Annotated in this window: 28 protein-coding genes and 1 pseudogene; 18 read left to right on the top strand and 11 right to left on the bottom strand. The window is 68.6% G+C overall.

Going from position 1 to position 20,438, the window contains the following annotated elements:
- Together AC1D01_RS02345 and AC1D01_RS02340 are read right to left on the bottom strand one after the other, a co-directional pair.
- A partial coding sequence (locus AC1D01_RS02345; protein WP_477864490.1) for a hypothetical protein occupies positions 1-321 on the bottom strand: 321 nt, incomplete at its 3' end.
- Positions 322-563: 242 nt separating this feature from the next.
- Positions 564-1,088 (bottom strand): type II secretion system protein GspG, encoded by a 525-nt coding sequence (locus AC1D01_RS02340; protein ID WP_477864489.1) that lies wholly within the window; start codon positions 1,086-1,088, stop codon positions 564-566.
- A 253-nt stretch (positions 1,089-1,341) separates the two neighbouring features.
- Here AC1D01_RS02340 and AC1D01_RS02335 point away from each other — a divergent pair, with 253 nt between their 5' ends.
- Positions 1,342-1,470: a hypothetical protein gene (locus AC1D01_RS02335; protein ID WP_477864488.1), complete on the top strand. Its 129-nt coding sequence runs from the start codon at positions 1,342-1,344 to the stop codon at positions 1,468-1,470.
- On the top strand, positions 1,467-1,922 hold the full coding sequence (locus AC1D01_RS02330; protein WP_477864487.1) for a GNAT family N-acetyltransferase: 456 nt from the start codon (positions 1,467-1,469) through the stop codon (positions 1,920-1,922). The genes AC1D01_RS02335 and AC1D01_RS02330 overlap by 4 nt, the downstream gene beginning before the upstream one ends.
- 48 nt (positions 1,923-1,970) lie before the next feature.
- Here AC1D01_RS02330 and AC1D01_RS02325 read toward each other — a convergent pair whose 3' ends face one another.
- The gene (locus tag AC1D01_RS02325) at positions 1,971-3,038 is read right to left on the bottom strand and encodes a right-handed parallel beta-helix repeat-containing protein (protein ID WP_477864486.1); all 1,068 of its coding nucleotides are present in this window, start codon (positions 3,036-3,038) and stop codon (positions 1,971-1,973) included.
- Positions 3,039-3,248: 210 nt separating this feature from the next.
- On the opposite strand from AC1D01_RS02325, the gene AC1D01_RS02320 reads away from it, so the two are divergent.
- On the top strand, positions 3,249-3,680 hold the full coding sequence (locus AC1D01_RS02320) for a hypothetical protein (protein WP_477864485.1): 432 nt from the start codon (positions 3,249-3,251) through the stop codon (positions 3,678-3,680).
- A gap of 8 nt (positions 3,681-3,688) precedes the next feature.
- Here the strand turns inward: AC1D01_RS02320 and AC1D01_RS02315 are convergent, their stop codons facing one another.
- Genes AC1D01_RS02315 through AC1D01_RS02305 form a run of 3 tightly spaced genes read right to left on the bottom strand, consistent with a single transcriptional unit; the run spans position 3,689 to position 5,175 of the window.
- The gene (locus AC1D01_RS02315; RefSeq protein ID WP_477864484.1) at positions 3,689-4,099 is read right to left on the bottom strand and encodes a hypothetical protein; all 411 of its coding nucleotides are present in this window, start codon (positions 4,097-4,099) and stop codon (positions 3,689-3,691) included.
- A 6-nt stretch (positions 4,100-4,105) separates the two neighbouring features.
- Positions 4,106-4,621 (bottom strand): hypothetical protein, encoded by a 516-nt coding sequence (locus AC1D01_RS02310; protein ID WP_477864483.1) that lies wholly within the window; start codon positions 4,619-4,621, stop codon positions 4,106-4,108.
- Complete coding sequence (locus AC1D01_RS02305) at positions 4,618-5,175, bottom strand: 2OG-Fe(II) oxygenase family protein (protein ID WP_477864482.1); 558 nt, start codon at positions 5,173-5,175, stop codon at positions 4,618-4,620. Before AC1D01_RS02305 ends, AC1D01_RS02310 begins: the two co-directional genes overlap by 4 nt.
- A 179-nt stretch (positions 5,176-5,354) precedes the next feature.
- Here AC1D01_RS02305 and pdxR point away from each other — a divergent pair, with 179 nt between their 5' ends.
- From pdxR to AC1D01_RS02280, 5 genes are all read left to right on the top strand, one after another.
- Positions 5,355-6,776, top strand: a complete 1,422-nt coding sequence (gene pdxR / locus AC1D01_RS02300; protein ID WP_477864481.1) for a MocR-like pyridoxine biosynthesis transcription factor PdxR — start codon at positions 5,355-5,357, stop codon at positions 6,774-6,776.
- Between the two features lie 97 nt (positions 6,777-6,873).
- Positions 6,874-7,332, top strand: coding sequence for a carboxymuconolactone decarboxylase family protein (locus tag AC1D01_RS02295; protein WP_477864480.1), 459 nt, complete (start codon positions 6,874-6,876; stop codon positions 7,330-7,332).
- A 1-nt stretch (position 7,333) separates the two neighbouring features.
- Positions 7,334-7,651, top strand: coding sequence for a quaternary ammonium compound efflux SMR transporter SugE (gene sugE / locus AC1D01_RS02290; protein ID WP_477864479.1), 318 nt, complete (start codon positions 7,334-7,336; stop codon positions 7,649-7,651).
- Positions 7,652-7,762: 111 nt separating this feature from the next.
- The gene (locus AC1D01_RS02285; RefSeq protein ID WP_477864478.1) at positions 7,763-8,182 is read left to right on the top strand and encodes a hypothetical protein; all 420 of its coding nucleotides are present in this window, start codon (positions 7,763-7,765) and stop codon (positions 8,180-8,182) included.
- Complete coding sequence (locus tag AC1D01_RS02280; protein ID WP_477864477.1) at positions 8,182-8,679, top strand: GNAT family N-acetyltransferase; 498 nt, start codon at positions 8,182-8,184, stop codon at positions 8,677-8,679. The genes AC1D01_RS02285 and AC1D01_RS02280 overlap by 1 nt, the downstream gene beginning before the upstream one ends.
- On the opposite strand, the gene AC1D01_RS02275 is transcribed toward AC1D01_RS02280, so the two are convergent.
- Entirely contained in the window at positions 8,672-9,424 is a 753-nt protein-coding gene (locus tag AC1D01_RS02275; protein ID WP_477864476.1) for an SDR family oxidoreductase, read from the bottom strand. The genes AC1D01_RS02280 and AC1D01_RS02275 overlap by 8 nt on opposite strands.
- A 25-nt stretch (positions 9,425-9,449) precedes the next feature.
- Between AC1D01_RS02275 and AC1D01_RS02270 the strand changes: the two are divergent.
- The 4 genes and pseudogenes from AC1D01_RS02270 to AC1D01_RS02255 all read left to right on the top strand — a co-directional run.
- A pseudogene (locus AC1D01_RS02270) lies at positions 9,450-10,000 on the top strand (cupin domain-containing protein); the annotation flags it as partial.
- Between the two features lie 135 nt (positions 10,001-10,135).
- Positions 10,136-10,438, top strand: a complete 303-nt coding sequence (locus AC1D01_RS02265) for a helix-turn-helix transcriptional regulator (RefSeq protein WP_477864492.1) — start codon at positions 10,136-10,138, stop codon at positions 10,436-10,438.
- A 178-nt stretch (positions 10,439-10,616) separates the two neighbouring features.
- Positions 10,617-10,931 carry a transcriptional regulator gene (locus AC1D01_RS02260; protein WP_477864475.1) on the top strand — a complete coding sequence of 105 codons (315 nt, stop codon included), beginning with the start codon at positions 10,617-10,619 and terminating at the stop codon, positions 10,929-10,931.
- The gene (locus tag AC1D01_RS02255) at positions 10,924-11,229 is read left to right on the top strand and encodes a helix-turn-helix domain-containing protein (RefSeq protein WP_477864474.1); all 306 of its coding nucleotides are present in this window, start codon (positions 10,924-10,926) and stop codon (positions 11,227-11,229) included. The genes AC1D01_RS02260 and AC1D01_RS02255 overlap by 8 nt, the downstream gene beginning before the upstream one ends.
- A 369-nt stretch (positions 11,230-11,598) precedes the next feature.
- Here AC1D01_RS02255 and AC1D01_RS02250 read toward each other — a convergent pair whose 3' ends face one another.
- Complete coding sequence (locus AC1D01_RS02250; protein WP_477864473.1) at positions 11,599-12,717, bottom strand: AraC family transcriptional regulator; 1,119 nt, start codon at positions 12,715-12,717, stop codon at positions 11,599-11,601.
- A gap of 88 nt (positions 12,718-12,805) precedes the next feature.
- On the opposite strand from AC1D01_RS02250, the gene AC1D01_RS02245 reads away from it, so the two are divergent.
- Positions 12,806-13,999, top strand: coding sequence for an MFS transporter (locus tag AC1D01_RS02245; protein ID WP_477864472.1), 1,194 nt, complete (start codon positions 12,806-12,808; stop codon positions 13,997-13,999).
- A gap of 5 nt (positions 14,000-14,004) precedes the next feature.
- On the top strand, positions 14,005-15,051 hold the full coding sequence (locus AC1D01_RS02240) for an NADP-dependent oxidoreductase (RefSeq protein ID WP_477864471.1): 1,047 nt from the start codon (positions 14,005-14,007) through the stop codon (positions 15,049-15,051).
- Between the two features lie 9 nt (positions 15,052-15,060).
- Here AC1D01_RS02240 and AC1D01_RS02235 read toward each other — a convergent pair whose 3' ends face one another.
- Positions 15,061-15,888, bottom strand: a complete 828-nt coding sequence (locus AC1D01_RS02235; RefSeq protein ID WP_477864470.1) for a helix-turn-helix transcriptional regulator — start codon at positions 15,886-15,888, stop codon at positions 15,061-15,063.
- A 91-nt stretch (positions 15,889-15,979) separates the two neighbouring features.
- Here AC1D01_RS02235 and AC1D01_RS02230 point away from each other — a divergent pair, with 91 nt between their 5' ends.
- Entirely contained in the window at positions 15,980-16,876 is an 897-nt protein-coding gene (locus AC1D01_RS02230) for an SDR family oxidoreductase (RefSeq protein WP_477864469.1), read from the top strand.
- Here AC1D01_RS02230 and AC1D01_RS02225 read toward each other — a convergent pair.
- The gene (locus tag AC1D01_RS02225) at positions 16,866-18,176 is read right to left on the bottom strand and encodes an aspartate aminotransferase family protein (RefSeq protein WP_477864491.1); all 1,311 of its coding nucleotides are present in this window, start codon (positions 18,174-18,176) and stop codon (positions 16,866-16,868) included. The two genes, AC1D01_RS02230 and AC1D01_RS02225, sit on opposite strands and share 11 nt — an antisense overlap.
- A 100-nt stretch (positions 18,177-18,276) precedes the next feature.
- Here AC1D01_RS02225 and AC1D01_RS02220 point away from each other — a divergent pair, with 100 nt between their 5' ends.
- From AC1D01_RS02220 to AC1D01_RS02210, 3 genes are read left to right on the top strand one after another with little or no spacing between them, the layout of a single operon-like run.
- Positions 18,277-19,134 (top strand): LysR family transcriptional regulator, encoded by an 858-nt coding sequence (locus AC1D01_RS02220; RefSeq protein WP_477864468.1) that lies wholly within the window; start codon positions 18,277-18,279, stop codon positions 19,132-19,134.
- 51 nt (positions 19,135-19,185) lie between these two features.
- Positions 19,186-19,584 (top strand): GFA family protein, encoded by a 399-nt coding sequence (locus AC1D01_RS02215; protein WP_477864467.1) that lies wholly within the window; start codon positions 19,186-19,188, stop codon positions 19,582-19,584.
- Between the two features lie 13 nt (positions 19,585-19,597).
- Entirely contained in the window at positions 19,598-20,065 is a 468-nt protein-coding gene (locus AC1D01_RS02210) for a type 2 periplasmic-binding domain-containing protein (RefSeq protein WP_477864466.1), read from the top strand.
- Here the strand turns inward: AC1D01_RS02210 and AC1D01_RS02205 are convergent.
- Positions 20,066-20,438, bottom strand: a 373-nt coding sequence (locus tag AC1D01_RS02205) for a hypothetical protein (RefSeq protein WP_477864465.1), incomplete at its 5' end; no start/stop codon positions are given.

Here is a 20,438-nt window from a genome sequence, read left to right as displayed (position 1 = left end):
GCCCTGGCCCGCTGGTGCGGAGCTGAACCGGGTCAGCGTGACGCGTGCGGTCGTGTTGCCGGTGAGCGTGAACGTCCAGCCAAACTCCCCCGGCCGATCGAGAAYGGCCTCGGCGTAATAGGTGCCCGAGCCGTTGAGCAACGTGAAGTTCACGTCTTGCTGCACGGCCGTTGTACCGGTGAAGCCGATGAACTCGATGTTCGAGCGATCGCTGGTGACATTCACCTGGGAAGTGACGCCGCCGTCGCCCCCACCGCCGCCGCAAGACGCCAGCACCCATGCGCAGCACACCATGGCCGCGCGAAGCCACATTCCAGTCATGAAAAACCCCTCCTCGTTATGTCCCGATCTTCTCGCACCTGTGCGCCGATGCCTCCCGCATCGCCGTCGGTGCAAACCCGAAACGCTTCGCTCATCGCCAGTCGATCTGCGACTTGCGTCACGGTCCACGCCTGCGCGAGGTGATCCTCGTCGTGCGCTGGCAGCAGCAAACTCCGTGCCCATCTGCTTGAGCACCTTGGCGCCCATCAGCGGCTGAATGGCGTCGCCGTCCGTGCGCGGATTCAGTCGGCTTTGGTGCTGAAACGATCAAGCAGGAACTTGATCCCGTTGAACACCAGCGTGCCCAGGCTGGCGAGGAATGCCGCAGTGAAAACCAGAAGCCACAGCGCTTCCGAAGTCAGTCCGCAATTGACTTGATAGTCCTCGCAGCGATACGCCTTGTCATCCGAGGTGATGTCATCGCCCGCGCCGCCCTCGTCACGCCGATCGCGTCCGGCGGAGTGAATCTCGAACCCGGGCCTCGATGCTGTACGCCGATAGATGTACAGCGTCCCCCAAGGGTCGCGCGGCAATCGATCAATGACCGGCGGCGAGCTGCTGACCAGAACCGCCAGCCCCTGCGCGTCGGTCGGGATGTCGCCGCTGTCTTGCCGGTAGATCTCGACTGCCTGCGAAAGATTGGCGACATTGGTCAGGACTTCTTGCAGGCGGTACCCACGATGGTCGATTCCAGACAAAGGCCCCAGCGCCGCACCGGCCAAAGCACCGAACGCAACAACGGCCGCTGTCAGTGTCGATCGGCGCATGGATGTCGATGTGGCGTTGCAGGAGCGGCTCTCATGGCGAGAAGCCTAGCGCAAAGGCCTCGGCTGCCCGAACTCAACGCGTCGGCAGCGCCGGGCCCGTGCCGGGCTTGCGATCCTTCAGGAACTTGCCGGGGTTGGCTTGATGACGTTCTCGCGGTCCTTGCGTTTTTCGTCCGCCGTCGAACCCTGCGGAGTCGTGGTCGCCTCGTTGTCATCCCTTCTGCAGGCGATTGCCTGTAGATTCCGTGTCCGCATGAAACCGATCGCCCTCGTCGCATTTGCGTTCGTCCTCGGCGCCCTGGTGCAGGGCATGACGAGGCGCAAGTGGCTTTCAATTCCACTGCCACCCATCGTTGCCGTGGTGTGGCTTGCCATCGGTTGAAGATCACCCTGCGCGCGGCCTCTGACGGCGACGCTCCGGCGGTCGCCGAGATTCTCATTGCGTCCCGCGCCGCCTTCATTCCTTATGCGCCGATGGCGCACAGCCCTTCCGAGGTGCGCCAGTGGATCCGGGGCACGCTGATCCCCCGTGGCGGAGTCACGGTGGCCTGCGTGTCAGGGGCCGTGGTCGGTGTGCTGGCCACGTCGGAATCAGAAGGCGTCGCGTGGATCGATCAGCTGTACGTGTCGCCCGGCTTTGTCGGCCAGCGGGTCGGCTCGTTGCTCCTCGGGCACGCGCTTGCGTCTCTGGCTCGGCCGGTCAGGCTGTATACGTTCCAGGCCAATACGGGCGCGCGCCGCTTCTATGAGCGGCATGGCTTCAGCGCCATCGAGTTCACCGATGGCAGTGCGAACGAAGAGCAATGCCCCGATGTCTTGTTCGAGCTGGCTTGAATTGCTGGCGATGGTGTCGTCTGTGCCTTCATCGCCAGCGTCCACTGATCAGCGGCTGTCCACGATGCAAGTGCCGCCTACCTCGTTGCCGAGCGGATTGTTCATGAGGTTGTGCCGGACCACATAGGCCCAGCTCTCGCATTCGACGAGCGCGGCGGCAGTTCGCCCACGCACGAGGTTTCGGTTGAACCGGACGTTCTCCTCATAGAAGCCGAAGAGTGTGGCCGCCGAACCCTTGTCGGCCTTGTTGCCCTCAAACCTGTTCTCGGTGATCCTGGCCCGGTCGATGACGTCGATCACGATCGCGTTGATCCCTCCTCCGGAGGTGGGGGTCAGCTGACCCGTGAGTGAGTTTCCGACGATCTCGTTCCTCGAGATGTCGACGATCCCGCGAGACACATTGATGCCTCCGCCGGAGTACCCGGCCTGGTTGTCTCGGATCACATTTCCGGTGATCCGGACCTTGGCGCCATGCACTTCGATGCCACCGCCATTGGCCGCCACACGGTGCCCGGAGATGATGTTGTCCGAGATCACCGACGCTCGCGCGTTGAAGATGTCGCTGTTCAGGAAGATGCCACCGCCATCGCCGGCGCCCTGACAACCGGCCGCCTGGATGTTGTCCTTGATCTGGTTGTGATGGATGAATGACAAGGAATTGCTCGAGAGCCCTGAGCCATAGCAGGACGAGTTGCCGGTGATGATGTTGTCGCTGACCGTCACGACTGCGGCGTCCAGTACCAACCCGCCACCAAAGCCGCATCGCAGTCCGTTGCTGTCCCAGATGGTTCCGTATGCCTTCGTGATCTTGAAGCCCGAGATCGTCACCTCCTCGGTGCCGGTGCCGTTCACCCAGACGACGCTGCATGCGCCGCTGCCGTCCAGCGTTGTCGTTTCCGCGCCTTGAGTGGATCGAAGCGTCAGGGGCTTCTCGATCTGCAGGCTCTCCCGGTAGACGCCGGGAGACACGAGCACCGTGTCTCCCGGTTGGGCCGCATTGATCGCAGCCTGCACGGTGGCGTATTGCTCTGGTACCAGCAGCGTCGAGGCGTGGGCAGCAGCCGCGGCAATGGCCAGGCCTGAAGCGACCAGGGATCTGATCAGCAAAGAGTTCATTGGGGGTTCCCGTTCCAGACACGTTGAGGAGTGCCACTGACAGCGAGGCGATCGCAGTCTAGTCACGGGGCGCCGGAGCAGATATCACCCCAAAGGGCGACTCTCAAGACCTGGGCCTCCGACCTCGGCGGCCGTGTTCTTCCATGGAGTTGCCGGCCCACGAGGTCAGCGCATTGATATGCTCTGATGCGTTGTAGAAGAGAACACGACATGTCCAACACGCAATACGCATTCATCGACAAGGCCCGTGTGCCCGATCGCGCCGCTCTGCAGTCGTCGATCGATGCCCTGGGCTTCGACCTGAAGCTGCATCCCGAATTCTCGCCGTTCACGAGCGCAGGCTTTCTGCCCTTCGTCCTCAATGGCGAAGAGGGCCCGGGCTTCGAGATCTTCCATGAGTCCACCGACGATGTCGTCGGCGGCGACAAGCTCTTCCGCGCGCTGGCCGAAGGGCGCGACCACTGCATCAGCATGTGCTGGCGTGGCGACATGAAGGACCTGGCCTGCGTGATGATCGTCAGCTGCGCGCTGACGAAAGACTTCGGGGCCATCGTCACGTACGAAGGCGACGACCCAGAGCCTCTCGATGACATGCTCTTGGCCACGCAAGAGATCGTTCGCGATGCGCAGAGTGGCGAGTAGGCCGGCGTTCAGGCCTTTGCCTGCCTGGCCATCCACCAGCTGCGAACGCCATAGAACGCGCCGACGCTGAGCGGGCAAGCCCACAGGATGCCGTGCGCTGTCGCGCCGATGGGCCACGTTGCCACCGCGCCCAGCACGAAGAGCGAGGGCAGTGCCAGCGGCCTCTTCCCCCAGGCCCATGCGCGACACAGCTCGATCGCCACCACAGCAATGAGAACCGGGACGGCGAGCAGAACCGCGAGCGAGGCGCCGGTTCCCGGATCCATGTTGGGCAGGTACCCCATGGCGGCATTTGACTCCCGGCTGACGTTGGCGGAATGAGCTGCCGGTACCACGACCGCCAACCAGACGCCTGCACCCAGACACAGCAGGCGAAGTGCACCGCGAATGACGGCTCTGAAGTGGATGAGGCGGTTCACGTGATCTCAGGAGCAAGCTGGCCCAGACCGTATGGCGCGCTCCGCCCCGGCGAAGATCTCGGCGACAGCCTGGTTGCCGTCGACTCGGATCGCGAACTGCCTGTCGCCCGAAACGAGCACGATGGTCCGGTTGCTCGGGTCATTGGAGGCGTGCTGCTGGGCTTCCTCGATGCGCGATCCCAGCGAGCGCCGAACCTTGTCGAGGCTCGCGCCCACGCGGATGCCCGAGGGCGTGACCACGTTCGACTCACGTGTCTCGATCCGCACGATCTTCTGGTCCTCCGTCATGAACCGCAGTTCTTCGGACACGCTGTAATAGCTGCAGCCGACCTTCGCGACGCCTTTGGGGTTGGGCAGGTTCTTCCGCCCCAGCTTGGTCAGCAGCTGATGGGCCTGCGCAATGGGCATGCCGATCTGAACAGGCCCGTACGAATTCATCGTGAGGACCAGGTCGGCCGCGAAAGCGCTGGAGGAGGCGACCCACTGGGCCGCGACGAGTGCCGACAAGGCGAGAATTTTCATGATCTTGCAGGTGTCTGTTGATACAGGACGTCAGTCCGAAGAACGTATTTGACGCCAGACTGGACCATCGCCCCCTGATGGCGCAGCCGATGCGGGAATCCCAGCGCCATGCCCTGGACGGGCTTGACGGTTTCCCAACCGAAATCGGTGCTCCCGCCCTCGAAGTCATCGTTGAGATAGATCATGAAGGTCAGCACGCTCTCGCGATTCGGGCTCAGCCGGACCGTGCCGTCGAGGTGCCAGGTGAATTGCTGGCTCTGGTCATACCGGTAGAAGCGAAATCGCTCATTGAAGCCGCTGAGTGACCAACCATCGAGCTCGGCGGGCAGCGATGCGCTGGCGCGCGAGAAGAGGGTGTCGGCCAGGTCGCTGTCGTCGAAGATGATGCGATCGTTGTTGCGCGCGTCCTTGTACAGGCGCTCGCCGTCCTCGGTGCGGATCGCCGCTTCGGAATAGCCGATGCGCTCGCTTCGCGAGATGAAGCCCGCGCATTCTTCGGGCGTGAGGAAGCCCGGGATCGTGAAGACGCCGGCGCCTAGGCGGTTGAGATTCACTGGGGTCCTGGGTCCGTGCGGTGCTCGATGGGGCCGGATTGTCTCGCAATCAATGCGACGTGCTCCGCCAGCGCCCGCTCTGCCGGTCGCGCAATGCACCCACCTTGCCCTGCGCAGTCACGGTGTGGCCCATGTCGAAGAGCCATGAATCGGCTCCCGGACTGGTCCATGATGAGTTCATGAATGCCCCGCCCGCCAGCACCCTCCCGCCCCTGGACCCTTCGGCGGCCGAGCCCTACTACCGCCAGATCTACGACCGCTTGCGCGCCGCCATCGACGCCGGCGTGCTGAAGCCCGGCGACCGCATCCCGTCGGCCCGCGCGCTGATGAAAGAGCTCGGCCTGGCGCGCGGCACCATCGAGTCGGCCTACGGCCTGCTGGTCGCCGAGGGCTACATCCAGGCCCGTGGCCAGGCCGGCACCATCGTCTCGCCCGACCTGAAGCCGCGCGCGCCGCTGCCGCAAACGCCACCGCCTGCCAGTCCCCTCGCGGCCGAGCCGACCTTCCGGCCCGACACCACGCTGCCCTTCCAGATGGGCCTGCCCGCCCTCGATGCCTTCCCGCGCAAGATCTGGGCGCGCCTCGGCGCGCGCTGCGTGCGCGCGATGCAGCCCATCGACATGGCGCATCCCTCGGTGTACGGCCTGCCGGCACTGCGCACCGAGATCGCCGCCTACCTGCACCTGTCGCGCGGCGTCAGCTGCTCGCCCTCGCAGGTCTTCGTGACCACCGGCTATCGCCACACCCTGCAGTTGATCGGCCAGGCCTTGTTCAGGGCCGGCGACCGCGTCTGGCTCGAAGACCCCGGCTACCCGCCGACGCGCGAACTGCTGCAGCACATGGGCATCAAGCCCGCGCCGGTGCCGGTCGATGCCGACGGCCTCGTGGTCGACGAAGGCCTGCGGCGGGCGCCGCGCGCGCGGGGCGCGATCGTCACACCGTCGCATCAGGCGCCGCTGTGCGTGTCGCTCGCGCTGCCGCGGCGGCTGGCGCTGCTCGACTGGGCGGCGCGCAGCAAGGCCTGGATCGTCGAGGACGACTACGACGGCGAGTTCCGCTACGTCAGCCGCCCGCTGCCCGCGCTGCAAAGCCTCGACCGCGATGGCCGCGTGCTCTACGCCGGCACCTTCAGCAAGCTGCTGTTCCCGAGCCTGCGGCTGGCCTACCTGGTGGTGCCACCGGCACTGGTCGAACGCTTCGAGCAGATCAGCCAGGCCTTCGCCGGCGGCAGCCCGCAGCTGACGCAAGCCATCGTCACGGCCTTCATCACCGAAGGCCATTTCGCGCGTCACATCCAGCGCATGCGCCGGCTCTATGCCGAGCGCCGCGAAGCCGCGGTGGCCGGCCTCGAGAGCGTGCTGGGCCGGCACCTGCGGGTCGATCCGCAACCCGGCGGCATGCACCTGATCCTGCGGCTGCAGGCCCGGCGCTCCGACCGCAAGCTGTCGGCGCGCATGCGCGAGGCCGGTCTCTTCGCCGAAGCACTCACCGACTGGAGCTTCGAGCGCGATGGCCCGCCGGCGCTGCTGCTGGCCTTCACCAACATCGATTCGCGGCGCACCGCCGAGAACCTCGCCAGGCGCATCGTCGACCTGCTCTGATCATGGCCCAGTCCGCAAGGCGATTCTTGGCTCTTCTGTGGCGGGCCAAGACGGCGCACGATGGCGTCTTTCCATCCCACGACACACAAGGATCGTCATGAGCCATCGCATCGACTACGCCAAGGCCGCGCCCGAGGGCTACAAGGCCTACTTCGGCGTCTACACCGCCGTCCAGAAAAGCGGCCTGCCCAAGGAACTGATCGACCTCGTCTACCTGCGCGTCTCGCAGATCAACGGCTGCGCGTTCTGCATCGACATGCATTCGCGCGACCTGCTGAAGTCGGGCCTGTCCATCGACAAGCTGGTGCTGGTGCCGGGATGGCGCGAAGGCGGCGCATTGTTCAGCACCCGCGAACGCGCCGCGCTGGCCTGGGCCGAGACCGTGACCCGCGTCGCCGACACCGGCGTGCCCGATGCCGAGTACCAGGCCGCCACCGCCGAGTTCGACGAGAAGGAACTGGCCGACCTCACCTACGCCATCGGCCTGATGAACGCCTTCAACCGCCTCGGCGTCGCATTCCGCGCGACCCCCGCCGCAGCGGCCCAGGCAGCCTGAGATGGCCTGGCTGCTGCTCGTCATCGCGGGGCTGCTCGAGATCGCGTTCGCCTGGGGCATGAAGTCGTCCGAAGGCTTCACGCGGCTGATGCCGTCGCTGTTGACGGTGGCCACCGGCCTGACCAGCGTCGTGCTGCTGTCGCTCGCGATGCGCACGCTGCCGATGGGCACCGGCTATGCGGTCTGGACCGGCATCGGCGCGGCCGGCACGGCGATCGTCGGTATCGCGGTGATGGGCGATTCGGCGGCGCCGCTGCGCGTGCTGTGCCTCGCGCTGATCCTGGCCGGCGTGATCGGGCTGAAGCTGGTCGTCGACTGATGTCGAGCCCGGCGGGCAGAATAGGCGCTCTTCGTCCGTGGAGTACGCCTTGAGAACCCTTCCTCTGCTTCTTGTGCTGGCCGTCGCGCCGTTCTTCGTGGCGCGCACACAGTGAGCCGCATCAACGCCCGCGCGGTGGCGCTCGGCTTCCTGCTGACGATCGGGCTCGACACGCTGCTCGGCATCGCGCTGCTGCTGATGCACAGCGACGAGGTCACCGTCACCGGCCGCTCTGCCGAGCAGGTGTCGCAAGACCTGGCGGCGGTCACCAACAGCCCGAGCTTCCTGCTGTTCAACATCGTCTTCGGCAGCCTGACGACGATGGCCGGTGGTTTTGTCGCCGCACGGCTGGCGAAGCGCTATCCCTACTTCAACGGCTTCGCGGTCGGCGTGCTCGGCCTGGCCTTCGGGCTGCTCTTCTGGGGCAGCAACCCGCTGTGGTTCAACCTGTTCGCGCTGGCCACCGTGATTCCCACGGCGGTGCTCGGCGCCCACATCGCGGTGCGCTCAGTTGTACCGCGCGATCAGTGATGCTGCAGATTCGCCCGCTCGCCCCGACCGATTCCCTCCACGACCTGACCGGGCTGCTGCACCGCGCCTACGCCCGGCTCGGCGCGATGGGCCTGAACTACACCGCCGTCGACCAGACGCCCGAGGTCACCGCGCGGCGCATCGAGGGCGGCCAGTGCTACCTCGCCGAATGGGCGGGTGCGCTGGCCGGCACCATCGTCGTGAAGCCGACGTACACGGTGAACGAGTGCAGCTACTTCACCCGGCCGGGCGTCGCGGCGGTTCACCAGTTCGGTGTCGAGCCGACGCTGCAGGGCCACGGCATCGGCCGCGCGCTGCTCGCGCAATCGGAACGCTGGGCGCAGCAGCGATCGTTCCGCGAGCTGGCGATGGACACCGCCGAGCAGGCGACCCACCTGATCGAGCTCTACGGCCGGCTGGGCTACCGGCACGTCGACTGGGTGCAGTGGTCGGGCAAGGTGTATCGCAGCGTCGTGCTCAGCAAGCCGCTCAGCTGAGGCCGACCCGCTCGGCCAGCGCGACCGCATCCGCACCCGCCGGGTAGCGCAGTCGCCCGCTCGCATCGGTCGCGGCGCGCCACACCGCCTCGGCCACATCGGGTGCGGTGGTCACTGCCGCCGGATTCCCGAGCGACGCGAAGATCGCCTGCGCGAACGGCGCATAGGCCTCGGGAATCAAGCCCTGCATGCGCTCGGTGCCGTTCGCGGTGAAGCGCGTGCCGGGCCCGTACCCCGGCTCGACCAGCTTCACGCGCACGTTGAACGGCTCCAGCTCGAGCGCGAGCGAGGTGCTGAAGCCCTGGATCGCGGTCTTGCTCGCGGTGTAGGCCGCGACGAGCGGCATCGGCGCCATCGTCACGGTCGAGGTCACGTTGATCACCAGCCCGGCGCGGCGGCTGCGGAACTGCGGCAGCACCGCCTGCGCCATCGCCATCATCCCGAAGGTGTTGGTCTCGAAGATGTCGCGCACGGTGGCCATCGGCGTCACCTCGAACGCGCCGAAGAGGCCGAGGCCGGCATTGTTGACGAGCACGTCGATCGGCCCGGCGGCGTCGAGGGCGGCGGCGATGCTGTCGGGCCGCGTCACATCGAGCGGCAGCACGCGCAGGCGCTCGCCGGCGGGCAGCACATCGGTGCGGGGCGTGCGCATCGTGGCGACCACGTTCCAGCCTTGCGCATGGAAGTGGCGGGCGGTCTCGAGCCCGTAGCCGGAAGAGCAGCCAGTGATCAGGACGGTTTTCATTCGGGGCCTTGGTGGTGTGTTGACGATGGCGGAACGATACCGACGGGAGTCAGGACTCTCTACAATCAACAGTCCGATATTCGTTTGCAGGAGTCCGGCGATGGTGGATCCGCTCGCAGAGGTGATCGCGATGTTCCGGCCGCGCGCGGTGTACGCCAAAGTGATCAGCGGCGCCGGCGCGTGGGCGGTGCGCTATTCGAGCTTCGGCCAGCCGAGCTTCTGCACGATGCTCGAGGGCGAGTGCCTGCTGGCTGTCGATGGGCGGCAGCCGATCACGCTGGCGGCCGGCGATTTCCTGCTGATGCCGGCCACGCCCGGGTCACGATGTCGAGTGCCTCGCCGGCCGTTCCCGTCTTCGTCGATCCCCTGGCGCAGCCGGCGCCCGAAGGAGAGATCCGCCACGGCCTGCGCGACGGGCCGCCGGAGGTGCGCATGCTCGGTGGGTACTTCGCGTTCGATTCACCGGATGCGGCCTTGATGGTGTCGCTGTTGCCCAGCGTGCTGCATGTGCGCGGCGTCGAGCGGCTGCCGTTGTTGGTGCAGCTGGTGCGGGGCGAATCGACCGAGCAGCGAGCGGGCCGCGAGCTGATCCTGTCGCGGCTGGTCGAGGTGCTGCTGATCGAGGCGCTGCGCTCCGCGCCCGGCGACACGGCGCCGCCGGGCCTGCTGCGTGCACTGGCCGATGCGCGCCTGGCCACGGCGATCCGCGACATGCATGGCGAGCCCGCACGTGCGTGGACGGTGGATGAACTCGCGAAGCGGGCCGCGCTGTCGCGCTCGGTGTTCTTCGAGCGCTTCTCGCGCGCGGTGGGGCTGTCGCCGATGGCCTACCTGCTCGGCTGGCGCATGGCCCTCGCGAAGGAGCTGCTCGGCCGCAGCGGCGTCGCGATGGCCGAGGTCGCCGAACGCGTCGGCTACAGCTCGGCCAGCACCTTCAGCACGGCCTTCAGCCGGCACGTGGGGCAGGCGCCGGGGCGGTATGCGCGGCTGCAGTCGGCGGCTCAGCAGGGCTGATGTCGAACAAGGCCGCCGCGGCTGCACGCGGTTCGCGCCGAAGCCATGGTCGTTATGGACCGGTCGTCAGCGAGAGGGCTTGGYGATAGGCTTCGCCGCGCCGACGGCAGTGGGGTCGGATCCCAGCCACATCGTCTGTACGTCATTGACGTGCATACGTCTGAGACGTACATTGCCAATGTTCACCTTTGCCGAAACCCCGACCTTTGCCGCTGAAGCAGACAAGGTATGGACCGAAGACGAGCGGATCGACTTCTTCCGCTGGCTCGCAGCCAATCCGGAGGCGGGCGATCTGATTCCGGAGAGTGGGGGATGTCGGAAGGTGCGCTGGTCGCGTGCTGGCATGGGCAAGCGAGGCGGCGTCAGGGTCATCTACTTCGTTCGCCTGGCGTGCGGCGAGATCTGGATGCTTCTGGTCTATGCGAAGTCCGTGCGAGACAATATTCCCGCCCACTTGCTCAAGGCGATACGAGAGGAGATCGAACATGGCTAGCCGTCCTTCGTCGAAGCGAGCATCCGCCGGTGAGGCGTTGGGACTCAAGCTGTTGCAGTCAGTGCGCGAAATGAAGGCTGGGAGCGCCGCGCGCACGACGAAGGTCGAGCCGAACGAAGTGGTGCAGGCGCGTGAAAACACAGGCTTGTCGCAAGCCCAGTTCGCCGAGGCGTTGAGCATCTCCAAGCGCACGCTGCAGGAGTGGGAGCAAGGGCGTCGATCGCCATCGGGTGCTGCCCAGACCTTGATCCGCATTGCGATGAAGCACCCGGAAATCGTCCGCGAGGCACTTGCGTGAACGGGCTCCAGATCATGCGGAAGTTTCTTCGGTTCGCCGTTCAGATTGCCTTCGTCAGCGGCGTGCTGCAGGCCCCCTCAGCACAGGCCGATTCGTCGCCCCCTGCCCGCATTCAGGCACGGGCCAGCGAGAACGGGCAGTTCGTCGTGCGCGTCGTTCCGGGCCAGAGCATGGGCGATGTCTACGGCTATGGCGGCAGGCCCACGGGGCCGTTCGCGACGGCGGAGTGGCACCGGTTCGACGGCGTGTCGTATCGAAAGATCCACACGAGCTTCCTGTTGAACCCCATCGCGCCCATCGACATGGAGTTCACCAACCAGGGCGTGCTGGTGACCCTCGACAACTGGCACAACCGCGGGATCGGAAACATCAGACAAGGAGCTGGTGATCGACGACAGCATCGGCGGGCGATTCGTCGTCCAGCTGGACACCGGCGCCTTCAAGTACCTGCGGCAAGGCGGCAGCTGCCGTTGACGGCACGGCCCTGCGCCCTGGTTCCCTGGCCCCCGCCGGCACCCGCTCACCCACCCGCGACGCGCTCGGCGGGTGCCCGATCACCCGCTTGAACGCCCGGCTGAACGACGCCTCGGAGTCGTAGCCGAGCCGGTCGGCCGCCACCGCGATGCGCATGCCGTCGTTGGCGATCCAGTGCCGCGCCTGGAACATCTTCACCTTGGCCACGTACTTCGCCGGGCTCTCGCCCATCGTGCGCGTGAAGGCCTCGGCAAAGCTGGAGCGCGACGAGCCCATCAGGTCGGCCAGCATCGGCACGCTCCAGTCGCGCTCGGGCGACGCATGGATCGCCGCGATCACCTTGCCGATCTTCGGGCAGCGCACCGCCGCGATCCAGCCGGTGGAGTCGCTGCAGCCGCACTCGACCCACGCGCGGATGATGCTGGCCGCCAGCACGTCGGCCAGCCGCGCGAGGATGCCGCAGGCGCCGATGCGGTCGAGCGCCACCTCGCGTTCCATCGCCTCCAGCAGCGCCGGCACGGTGACGTCGCGCGTCGCGAGGTCGCCCGCATGCATCACGTCCGGCATCATCGTCAGCAGCGGGTGCAAGGGGTCGAGGTTGAAGCGCAGCGCGCCGCAGAACATCACGTCGGGCGGCACCGCGCTGTCGGCCTCGATGGCTGGCACGGCCGGCCCGATGTTCTCGGCCCCCACCAGGTAGATGTTGTCCGAGACCGCCACCCGCGCGAGCGAATCGATGTCGACCGCCGGCACGTCGGGCGCGCTGGCCAGGATGTGGAAGCTGCCGCGCGGCAGCAGCACCGCATCGCCCGGGTTCAGCCGCTTCCAGTCGGTCGACGGGGTGCGCAGCCAGCTGCCGCCGCTGCCGACGAAATGAAAGCGCGCCGCGCGCTGCGCCGGAAACGCGATCGCCCACGGCGCCCGCATCACGCAGCGGCCGTACTCCACGCCATCGAGCCGCAGCCCCAGCAGGATCTCGGTGAGTTGGTCACGGTCGGACAAAAAGTCATTCATTTCGGCTTTTCCGGCATTCAAACGCCGAGATCCTAGCCATAAGCTGTGTTCCCAGTCCACCACAAGGCCTTCCCCCGGCCTGCGCACCGTGTCTTCTGCCCCGATCGCCGCACTTCCCGATTCCCCGGCCGGCCACGCCGACTGGTTCGCCATCGCCTCGCTGACGCTGGGCGTGTTCGGTCTCGTCACGGCCGAGTTCCTGCCCGCGAGCCTGCTGACCGCGATGGCAGCCGACCTGGGCGTCACCGACGGCGCGGCCGGCCAGGCCGTCACGGCCACCGCGCTGGTCGGTGCGGTCGCCGCACCGTCGATCCCGCTGCTGACGCGCCGCATCGACCGCCGCATCGTCATGCTGGCGCTGACCGCGCTGCTGATGCTGTCCAACCTGATCGCGGCCACCGCCACCAGCCTGCCGGTGCTGCTGGTGGCGCGCGTGATGCTGGGCATCGCGCTCGGCGGCTTCTGGTCGATGTCGGCGGCGCTGGCGCTGCGGCTGGTGCCCGAGGCGCAGTTCGCGCGCGCGATGTCGGTGATCCTCACCGGGGTCTCGGTCGCCACCGTCGGTGCCGCGCCGATCGGTGCCTGGATGGGCTCGGTGTGGGGCTGGCGCAGCGCGTTCATCGCGGCCGGCGTCGTCAGCGTGCTGACGCTCGCGGTGCAGCTGTTCGCGTTGCCGGCGCTGCCGCCGCGCGACAACCCGAGCCTGCGCGTGCTCGGCGAGCTGCTGCGGCGCCCGCCGGTGCGCGTGGCGCTGCTGGCCGTGCTGCTGGTGGTGTCGGGTCACTTCGCGGGCTTCACCTACATCCGCCCGCTGATGGAGCACGTGACGCACCTGTCGGTGAGCGCGGTCTCGGCGGTGCTGCTGGGCTACGGCATCGGTGGCTTCTTCGGCAACTTCGCCGGCGGCTGGATCGCGCAGCGCAGCGAGCGCCATGCCATCGTGGCGGGTGGCGTGCTGATCGCGCTGCTGGCGGCCACGCTGCTGGTGGGCGGCAGCTCGATGTGGGTCACGGCGATTGCCGTGCCGCTGTGGGGCTTCGCGTTCGGCGCGTTCCCGGTGGGCTTCCAGACCTGGATCGTGCGGGCCGCGCCCGACCAGGCCGAAGGGGCCGGTGGCCTGCTGGTGGCGGCGTTCCAGATCGCGATCGCGAGCGGCGCCATCGGCGGCGGGCTGCTGGTCGACCACATCGGCGCGCTCGGCGGGCCGGCCTTCGCGGTGGCGGCGCTGACGCTGGGCACCTTGCTGACGCTGCGCCACGGGCCGCGGCCGGTGCGGGCTTGATCGCCATGGCCACCACCGACACCGCCAGCCGCCGCATCGTGCTTGCCGCGCATCCGCACGGCCTGCTGGCGGCGCACGATTTCCGGCTCGAGACGCAGCCGGTGCCCGAGCCGGGCGAGGGCCAGGTGCTGCTGCGCACGCTGTACTTGTCGATCGATCCGTACATGCGCAACCTGATGGAGCCGGTCGGCCCGGGTTACGCGCCGCCGGTGGCGATCGGCGCGGTGATGGTCGGCGGCACGGTGAGCCGGGTGATCGCCTCGCGGCACCCGCGCTTCGCGGTCGGCGAACTGGTGCTCGCGAACGCGGGCTGGCAGGAGCACGCGCTGTCGAACGGCGACGACCTGCTGGTGCTGGGCGACATGGCACGGCCGTCGCTCGCGTTGGGCGGCCTGGGCATGACGGGCTTCACCGCGCAGGTCGGGCTGGAAGACATCGGCCAGCCGCGCGCCGGGGAAACCGTGGTCGTGTCGGCGGCCACCGGTGCGGTCGGGTCGGTGGCGGGTCAGCTCGCCCGGCTGAAGGGCGCGCGCGTGGTCGGCATCGCCGGTGGCGCCGACAAGTGCCGGTACGCGGTCGACGTGCTCGGCTTCGACGCCTGCATCGACCGCCGCGGCGCGCAATTCGCCGAGCGCCTCGTCGCGGCCTGCCCGGCCGGCATCGACGTGTACTTCGAGAACGTCGGCGGTGCCGTCTTCGATGCGGTGTTGCCGCTGCTGAACATCGGCGCGCGCGTGCCGGTGTGCGGGTTCATCGCGCACTACAACGAAGCTGGCGCATCGACCGGGCCGGACCGCCTGCCGCAGGTGCACGCCGCGCTGCTGCAGAAGCGCATCCGCATGCAGGGCTTCATCGTGCTCGACCACTACGGCGACCACCAGGGCGAGCGCTTCGACACCTTCCGCCGCGAGATGGCGCAACGCGTCGCCGAAGGCGTTGTGACGCTGCGCGAGGACATCGTCGACGGGCTGGAGAACGCACCGGCCGCGTTGCGCGGGCTGCTCGAAGGGCGCAACTTCGGCAAGCTCGTCGTGCACGTGGCGCAGGACTGAGCCGCGGCGCTATTTCTGCAGCAGCGCCGCGATGGCGCGCGTCACCTCCGGYGTGGTCGGCGTGAACACCACCAGGCTCAAGCCGTCGGCCGCATCGACCGAGTAGGTCGAATACTCGAACGAGAGCGGCCCGGCGACCGGGTGMGTGATGCGCTTGTGGCCGACCCAATGCCGGCTCACCTCGTTCTCGGCCCACATGCGCCGGAAATCGGCGCTGCGCGCCTGCAGCTCGGCGGCGAGCGCGACGGCCTCGGCGGAGCCGCCGGTGCGGGCCACGTCGATGCGGAACACCGCGGCTGCGAAGCGCGCGTCCGATTCCCAGTCGGGCCAGCGCTTGCGGGCGGGCAGCTCGCCGAACAGGCGCCGCAGCAGGTTGCGCTGGTCGGGCGGCAATGCCGCGTAGTCGGTCAGCACCGTGGCGGCGGCCGTGTTCCACGCGACGATGTCCCAGGTCGGCGTCTTCACGACGGCGGGGCTGGTGGCGAACGAATCGAGCACGCGTTGCAGTGCTGGTGCCACCGCGGACGGCGGGGCCGGGTTGAGCGGCGGCGGCCGTTGCTGCGCGAGCAGGAACAGCATTTCGCGGCCAGCGGCATCGAGCTCCAGCGCGTGCGCGAGCCGCTCCAGCACTTCATCGGAAGGCGGGCCGCCGCRCCCCTGTTCCAACCACGTGTACCAGGTGATGCTCACCGCGGCGCGTGTCGCGACCTCTTCGCGCCGCAGCCCCGGCGTGCGGCGCCGGCCGGGCGTATCCGCGGGGGGCAGCAGCCGCGCGCGGCGGTCGCGCAGGAACGCGCCGAGCGTGAGGACGGGGTCCGGCAGGGTGTCAGCGCTCATGCCTGTTAGCTCTCATACCTGTATGCGCTCTCGGCTTTTCGTGGCCCGTGCAACGAAGGACAGTACGCCCCTTCATTCATCGGGAGTCAGTATGCGTGTATTCGTGACGGGAGCCACCGGCTTCATCGGGTCGGCCATTGCGCAGGAGCTGCAGGCCGCGGGGCACCAGGTGCTGGGCCTGGCGCGCAACGACGCGGCGGTCGCCAGGCTGGAGGCGATGGGCGTCGAGGCGCATCGCGGCGCGCTGGCCGACATCGACCGCCTCGTCGCCGGCGCGAGGGCCTGCGACGGCGTGATCCACATGGCCTTCATCCATGACTTCAGCGCGTACGGGGCGTCGGTCGAGGCCGACCTGCGCGCCGTCGACGCGATGACCCGCGCGCTGGAAGGCACGGGCAAGCCCTTCATCGGGACCTGCGGCACGGCGCTGCTGGCGGGCGGCCGCCTCGGCACCGAAGCCGATGCGCCGACGCCCGGCACTGCGGGCCACATGCGCGCCGCGTCGGAGGCCAAGGTGCTGGCCGCTGCCGCGATCGGCGTGCGATCGAGCGTGGTGCGGCTGCCGCCATCGGTGCACGGCGCGGGCGACCACGGCTTCGTGCCGATGCTGATCGACATCGCACGCCGCACCGGCTTTGCGGCGTATATCGGCGACGGCGCAAACCGTTGGCCGGCGGTGCACCGCCCGGATGCCGCGCGGCTCTACCGGCTGGCCGTCGAGGGCGCGAAGCCGGGATCGCGCCTGCACGGCGTGGCCGAGCAGGGCGTGCCGATGCGCGAGATCGCCGAGGCGATCGGCCGCGGTCTCGGCCTGCCGGTGCGCAGCCTCACGCCGGACGAAGCGCGCGCGCATTTCGGCTGGATGGCCGGCTTCGTCGCGATCGACAACCCGAGCAGCAGCGAAGTCACGCGCCAGGCACTGGGGTGGCAACCGAGCGGGCCGGGGTTGCTGGAGGACCTGCGGGACAGCGGGTACTTCAGCGCCTGACCGCGAACCCGATCGCCCGGTCCAGCAACTCCAGCCCCAGGTCGATCTCGCCGTCGCTCACCGTCAGCGGCGGCGCCACGCGGAACACGCCGCCCATCGCCGGCAGCTTGACGATGTTCATGCTGAGCCCGAGCTTCATGCACTCGCGCGTGATCGCCTCGCCGAGCTCGAAGGCCGGCTCCTTCGTGTCGCGGCTCTTGACCACCTCCAACCCGAGCAGCAGGCCGCGGCCGCGCACATCGCCGATGCATTCGTGCCGCGACTGCAGCCGCCGCAGCCCGTGCGCGAGCCGCTCGCCGGCCACGCGGGCGCGCTCGACCAGGCCGTCGCGCTCCACCACCTCCAGCACCTTCAGCCCGACCGCCGCCGGCAGCGGATCGGACACGTGCGTCGTGTAGAACAGGAAGCCGCGCGCATGGGCTTCCTCCTCGATCGCCGCGGTGGTCACCATGGCAGCCAGCGGCAGCCCGGCGCCCAGCGTCTTCGACAGCGTCAGGATGTCGGGCGCCACGCCGTCGCGCTCGCACGCGAACATCAGCCCGGTGCGGCCGACGCCGGTCTGCGCCTCGTCGAGGATCAGCAGCATGCCGCGCTCGACGCACTTCTGCTTCAGCGCCGCCATGTAGCCCGGCGGCAGCTCGAGGATGCCGCCGCTGCTGAGGATCGGCTCGGCGATGAAGGCCGCCAGCGCGCCGGTGGATTGGCGATCGACCTGCTCGAAGCCGTCGTCGAGCTCGCGGCGCCAGTCGAGCGTGCCATCGGGGTGGGTGAAGCGCGGCCGGTACGCATTCGGTGCCGGAATGGCCATCGAGCCGACCGAGGCCGGCCCGTAGCCCTTGCGGCCGGCGCTGTAGGTGGCCGACGCCGCGGCCCCCGTCATGCCGTGCCATGACTGCGTGAAGCCCACCACCTCGTGCCCGCCGGTCACCAGCTTGGCCATGCGCAGCGCGGCCTCGTTGGATTCGGCCCCGGTGCTCAGCAGCAGGCAGCGTTCCAATCCGGGCGGTGCGTGCTGTGCGATCTTCGCCGCGAGTGCCACGACCGGGCGCGACAGCATCCCGCTGAACAGGTGATCGAGCGAATGGATCTGCTCGGTGACGACCGCGGCGATGTCCGGGTGCGAGTGCCCGAGCACCGCGCTCATCTGCCCCGACGTGAAATCGAGGATCGCCCGGCCGTCGGCGTCGTACACGAAGCTGCCCTTCGCGCGCTCGATGATCAGCGGCTCGAAGCTGCCGCCATAGCGGATCAGGTGCTGGCGCGCCTGCTGCCAGAACTGCGGGTCGTCGTTCCTGCTCATGATGGTGATGGCCTCGTGGTGGAGTTGTGGCATCTTGCGCACCGGCGGGCGCTTCGTGAAGCGAATAGTTTTGGAACGAGCCATCAGGAGAATTCATACCGTGGGCCAGTCACTCGACATCGACCTGCTGCGCAGCTTCGTCGCCATCGCCGAGACCGGCGTGCTGGGCCAGGCGGCCGCGCGCGTCGGGCGCACGCAGTCGGCGCTCAGCATGCAGATGCAGCGGCTGGAAGGCGTGGTCGAGCAGCCGCTGCTGTTTCGCACCGGGCGCGGCGTCACGCTCACCGCGGCCGGCGAGCGGCTGCTGGCGCACGCGAGGCAGCTGCTCGCGCTGCACGACGAGACGCTCGCCGAGCTGCGCGGCGAGCAGCTCTCGGGCGTGCTGCGCTTCGGCTGCCCGGACGACTATGCAGTGGTGTTCCTGCCGCACCTGCTGCGTGGCTTCGCCAGCCTGAACCCACGCGTGCAGCTGGAGGTGGTGTGCGCGCCGACGCCGCGCCTGCGCGAACTGCTGGCGCGGCATGCGATCGACCTCGCGCTGGTGTCGGTGACAGGTCACGTGGAGGGCAGCGACGTGATCCGCCGCGAGCCGCTGGTGTGGGTGGGGCAGCGCGGCGGCAATGCCGCATCGCTCGACCCGCTGCCGCTTGCGCTCGGCGCGCCGGATGCGTTCGACCACCAGGCGCCGCGGCAGGCGCTCGATGCCGCGGGCCGGGCCTACCGGCTGGCCTGCGCGAGCAGCAGCCTGGCCGGGCTGGTCGCGATGGTGCGGTCGGGCCAGGCCATCACGGTGCTGACGCAGACCGCCGTGCCCGACGACCTGCAGGTGCTGCCGGCCGATGCCGGGCTGCCGGTGCTGCCGACGGTCGGCATCGCGCTGGCGTTCGACCGCGAGCAGCCGTCGGCGCTGGTGTCGGCCTTCGGGGCGCATGTGCGGCAGGCCCTGCCGCTCGCGTAGGGCGGCGATCCGGCCGGCTACAGTTTCGACTCCACCCCGACGGAGCCCACCTTGCACACCGGCACCTGCCTCTGCGGCACCATCCACTACGAGATCGACGGCCCGATCGGCGCGGCCGTCTACTGCCACTGTTCGCGCTGCCGCAAGGCGAATGGCGCGGCCTTCGCGGTGACCGCGCCGGTCGCAGCGAAAGACCTGCGCTTCGTCGCGGGCGAGGCCGCGCTGAAGATCTTCAGCACCGCCGAAGGCATCCACCGCGTGTTCTGCGCCGAGTGCGGCTCGCCGATCCTGAGCCGGCGCGACTCCGCGCCCGACGTGGTCCGGCTGCGCGTCGGCAGCCTGAACACGCCGCTGCCGCAGGCGCCGTCGGCCCACATCTTCGTCGGCTCCAAGGCCGAGTGGTTCGAGATCCACGACGGGCTGCCGCAGCACGCCGAGCGGCTGGCGTAGGAACGGGCACCGCATGCACGACGACCACCAGTTCTGGTTCCGCTCCGACCTGTTCCGTATCGACCCCCACGAAGACGAGCAGACGAATCCGCACTGCTACGGCCGCGAGTTGGCCGCCTGGATCAAGGCGCGGTTCACCGAGCTCGACTACACGCCGGAAGACGTGATCACCGAGGACTGGGGCTGGTGCGTGATGCTCGACCGCAGCGACGGACTGCTGTGGATCGGCTGCGGCAACGTGTGGTTGCCGGACCTTCTCGGCAAGATGAGTGAAGCGCAGCGGGCCGCGTTCGTCCCCGACGGCGCGTCGATGAAGTGGACCGCCTTCGTGGGCTTCGACCGGCCGATGTGGTCGCTGCGCTTCGCCAGGCGGCGTGCAGCGATCCAGCGTCTCGCGCAAGAGGTCGCGAAGGCGGCCTCCCGGCTGGAGGCCGTCCTGCGGGCCGAGCGCCGGATCTCGCTCGTCCCGGAGGAAGACTGATCAGTTCGTCGAGCTGCTCGCCGACGAAGCCGGTGGCGACGGCGGGGTCGGCGTCGGCTTGAACAGCGCGGTGGCCTGCCACGTGCCGGTGTCGTCGCTCGCCGGGCCGGCCAGCGTGCCCGACAGGTTGCCGTCGGCCGCCAGCGTGCCGGTGCCGGTGAGCACCGTGCTGCCGGCCGTCAGCTTCAGTGTCAGGCTGCCGTCGGCGGCTTGCGTGCCGGTCACGTCGTAGACCGTCTTGCGGGCGTGCTGCTTGCCGCCATGGCTGCCCCAGGGCGTGATGCTGCTCGCGTCACCGCCGGCCGCTGTCACCTTCTCCTGGTAGCTGGTCACCAGCGCGGTGGTGTCGGTCCGGAACTGCTCGGTGCGGGTC

Source organism: Rhizobacter sp. P3_B12, from assembly GCF_056402895.1.
Note: the sequence above shows the minus strand (reverse complement) of the source record. Positions and strands in the feature narration are given on the sequence as shown.